Below are 3765 nucleotides of genomic sequence, written 5' to 3' on the forward strand. Positions count from 1 at the left end.
TATTATCTAAATATGAAAGAGAGCTAGGTAATTATATAGTAAAAAAAATAAAAGGTAAGGATTTAATAGGGCTGAAATATAAACCACCGTTTGATTATTTTAAAAAACATGAAAATGCTTTTAAGATACTTCATGCAGATTTTGTAACAACTGATGATGGTACTGGAATAGTGCATATTGCACCTGGTTTTGGTGAAGATGATCAGGTATTATGTGAGAAAAATAATATAGAATTGGTATGCCCAGTTGATAGTGCAGGGAAATTTACGCATCCAGTTAAAGAGTATATTGGCACCCAAGTTTTTGAAACAAATGAAGATATTATAATTAGGCTGAAAAAGCAAAATTTGTGGATTAAAACTGAACAATATATTCATAATTATCCACATTGTTGGAGAACTGATACTCCTTTGATTTATAAAGCATTACCTTCTTGGTATGTAAAAGTTACTGCTATTAAAGAAAAAATGATAAAAAATAATGAGCAAATCAATTGGATACCTGGTCATATTAAATCTGGGTTGTTTGGTAAATGGTTAGAAAATGCAAGAGATTGGTCTATTTCTAGAAATAGGTTTTGGGGCTGCCCTATTCCGGTTTGGCAAAGTGATGATCCAAAATACCCACATGTTGAAGTATATGGTTCTATAAAAGAAATTGAAGAAGCATTTGGCACTAAAGTAAAAGATTTGCATAGGCCATATATTGATTCTCTTACTAAACCAAATCCAAAAGATCCAACAGGAAAATCAAAGTTAAGGCGTGTGCCGGAGATTTTAGATTGCTGGTTTGAAAGTGGTTCAATGCCATATGCTCAAGTTCATTATCAGTTTGAAAATAAAGACTGGTTTGAAAATCATTTTCCAGCTGATTTTATAGTAGAATATTTAGCACAGACAAGAGGATGGTTTTATACGCTAATTGTACTTTCTACAGCACTATTTGATAAGCCACCTTTTTTAAATTGTATTTGTCATGGAGTTATTCTTGGTGATGGAGGTCAAAAACTGTCTAAGCGTCTCAGAAATTATCCTGATCCTAAGGAAGTATTTAAACAATATGGTGCAGATGCTATGCGCTGGTTTATGATGTCTTCACCTGTGATGAGAGGGCAGGAATTAGTGATTAATAAGGATGCTGATGGTATTAAAGAAGCTGTGAAATCTGCTTTAAAACCATTATGGAATGCTTTCAACTTTTTTTCTATTTATGCTAAAGCTGATAAAATAAAAGCAGAGTTAAATTTTGATTCAGCAAATATTTTAGATAAATATATTATTTCTAAACTAGTAGATATAACAGAGATAATAAAATCATCTTTAGATAAATATGATACTGTTTCTGCTACTAAATCTGCTGAAGAATTTTTAGAAGTTTTGAATAATTGGTATATTAGACGTTCTAGGGAAAGATTTTGGCGTCACCAAAAAGATCAAGATAAGACACAGGCATATAATACATTATTTTCAGTTTTACATATTTTTACTAGAGCTATTGCTCCAATGTTACCAATGCTTACTGAGGCAATTTTTTCAAACTTGTATCAATCATCATCTAGCATTCATTTGGAAAAATTCCCAAATTTAGATACTTGTCCATATAATAAGACGCTTATTCATAACATGGAAAAAATACGTGATGCATGTACTACAGCTTTAAGAATCAGAAATGATCAAAAAATTAGAATTAGGCAACCTCTTGAAAAAGTAACTTTTATTGGGGTAGCAGATGATAATTTTTCTGAAGATCTAAAGCAACTTGTTTTAAATGAGATAAATGTTAAAAATTGGGTTAATTTAGGGAAGGAAGAAATATTTAAATATGCTGATTACAAAATAAAAATTAATTTTCCAGTGCTTGCTAAAAGGCTACCAGAAAAAATTAAAGATATAGTTAATGCGAATAAATTAGGGAAGTGGAAGATTATTAATGATAAGGTTGAGATTGTAGATGAGATATTAAATAGAGATGAATTTGATATAAAATTAGAAGCAAAAACTCAATATAAAAATAACATCAGCTCACTTTCAACCAATGATTCATTAGTATTATTAGATTTAGATGTTAACAAGGAATTAGAGCTTGAAGGTATAGCTAGAGATATTGTTAGAGTGATTCAACAAACAAGAAAAGATATAGATTTAAAAATTACAGATAAGATTAATTTAGAGATTTCAACTGATGAAGAAATTATTAATAGAAGTATTGAGAAGTGGTCTAAATATATAAAAGAACAAACTTTGGCAGATGAAATTAGATATAAAATTACTACACCTAATACTCAAAAAAGTTATTTTATTGAGTCTGGGAAGTTTAATCTAAATATTATAAAAAATTGATGCTTTTATTTTAATACTTAAGAAATATGATTTATATTTTTAAAAAAATTCCAAAAGTTATTTTATTGCTTATTTTTCTTTCGGCAATTTTATGGAATTTTCAACCGATTGGTTTATCTAAAGAAGGCTGGCATTTGTTAGTTATATTTATATCTACTATAATAAGTATTATTGCTGCTCCATTACCTTTAGGGGCACTTGCAATTTTAAATCTAGCAGCGACAGTTATAACTGGTACGTTAAGTACTAAAGAAGCATTGAGTGGATTTAATTCAAATATCTCTTGGTTAGTATTATTAGCATTATTTGTATCTGAAAGTATATCTAAATCAGGATTAGGCAAAAGAATAGCATATTTTTTAATTTGTAAATCTAAAAATAGCCTAATAGGTTTATCTTATACATTAATTATTTGTGAATTGATATTATCTCCAGCAATTCCAAGTATAGTTGCTAGGGGAGGTGGTATAATTTATCCAATACTTACGTCTGTAATTGAAGTTCTTAATAAGAATGGAAAAAAAAAAATATAAATTTATACCTTATCCAAGCTTGTTTTCATTCTACAGTAATTACAAGTGCAATAACACTAACTGCTATGGCTGCAAATCCATTAATTGTAAGTATTGCTGGTACATTTGGTATTAATATAACATGGAGCACATGGTTTATAGCTGCTATAATTCCTGGTTTACTAAATTTAACAATTATGCCGGTATTTTTATACTATATATTAAAACCAGAAAATATAGATGTGAATGAAGTTAAATCATTTGCTAAAAAACAACTAAAATTACTTAAAAATTTTACAAAAGAGGAATTGTTAATTACTTTTACTCTAATAGGTCTAATTACTTTTTGGATACTAGGTGATTTTTTAAATATAAGTGCTACTAAGACAATATTAATTGGGTTCTCTGTATTATTATTAACACGTGTTATTCCATGGGATGATGTTATAACAAATAAAAAAGCATGGGGTATTTTTATATGGTTTAGTACCCTATTAATGCTTTCAGATTTTCTAGTAAAGTTTGATACTGTTTATTGGATTAATGAAGAAATGTAAACGCTAAAATATCCCCATCTTGACAAGTATTATCCGCCTTTCTTTGGGTTTCTTAAGTTTTTTGATAATTCTAAAAAAAATTTAATTTGATGATATTTTTTTATCAATATTATATGGAAGTAAATTTACTAACTCTTTTGGATCAGAATAATCATGAATATGATTCAGCAAATATTTTAAATAATCATAAGGATTAATCTTATTTACTTTGCAAGTTTCAATAATACTATAAATATTTGCACTAGCTTTAGCACCCTTAGTTGTTGCACAGAACATCCAATTTTTTCTGCCAACTGCAAATGGTTTTATACTACGCTCCGAATCATTATTATCAATACGCAGTCTTCCATCTAAAAG

At 28.4% G+C, this 3765-nt stretch carries 1 protein-coding gene and 3 pseudogenes; 3 read left to right on the forward strand and 1 reads right to left on the reverse strand.

The features are described 5' to 3' along the window. The 3 pseudogenes from EIC27_RS06405 to EIC27_RS07745 form a co-directional block, all read left to right on the forward strand. Positions 1-1718: pseudogene (locus EIC27_RS06405) on the forward strand (class I tRNA ligase family protein); the annotation flags it as partial. A 96-nt stretch (positions 1719-1814) separates the two neighbouring features. Beyond that, positions 1815-2339, forward strand: a pseudogene (locus tag EIC27_RS08590) (DUF5915 domain-containing protein); the annotation flags it as partial. A gap of 26 nt (positions 2340-2365) precedes the next feature. Next, positions 2366-3408, forward strand: a pseudogene (locus tag EIC27_RS07745) (DASS family sodium-coupled anion symporter). Between the two features lie 81 nt (positions 3409-3489). Here EIC27_RS07745 and EIC27_RS06420 read toward each other — a convergent pair. Continuing rightward, the coding region (locus tag EIC27_RS06420) for a transposase domain-containing protein (RefSeq protein WP_153183752.1) at positions 3490-3765 on the reverse strand (276 nt) is incomplete at its 5' end.

The organism is Candidatus Aquarickettsia rohweri, assembly GCF_003953955.1.
Classification (GTDB): domain Bacteria; phylum Pseudomonadota; class Alphaproteobacteria; order Rickettsiales; family Midichloriaceae; genus Aquirickettsia; species Aquirickettsia rohweri.